Annotated in this window: 1 pseudogene; it reads right to left on the bottom strand. The window is 57.7% G+C overall.

Annotated elements, in window-relative coordinates:
• Window positions 1-442 (bottom strand): annotated as a pseudogene (locus Xsto_RS21805) (RHS repeat protein); the annotation flags it as partial.

The following is a 442-nucleotide window of genomic DNA, read 5'->3' on the forward strand; positions in this document are numbered from 1 at the left end:
GATTTGGGCGTAATACTCCGTTTCATGCTGACGTATGCAGTTGTTCTGCTGTACCGTTTCTGAAACCAGCAAATGGTAATTATTGTAGCGCCGGGTAATTTCCCGGACCGCCTGCCCGTTGTCCCAGCGTTCAATGGAGCCGTACTGATAGTCGGACAGCACCCCGTAGAGGTAATCCTGATTGCGGCTCCAGTCGCCCCCCGTCCCACTGCCGAGAAAGTTGTTCTTGGTATAGGTATACGTGCGGACACTGGCGCCCTCCAGACCGGATGACTGGCTGTAACGGGTCACATACGGCAAGGCGGCCGCCGGTCCCTTAGCCGGAAAACGGTGGCCGTCCTGCGTATACGTCACCGCCTCCAGCAAACCGGTCGGGGCCGTCACCCGGTTTAAAAACTGGCAGTGCAGGTCATAGCCCAGTGACCAGATCAACGTCTGCCCG

The organism is Xenorhabdus stockiae, assembly GCF_002632825.1.
Classification (GTDB): domain Bacteria; phylum Pseudomonadota; class Gammaproteobacteria; order Enterobacterales; family Enterobacteriaceae; genus Xenorhabdus; species Xenorhabdus stockiae.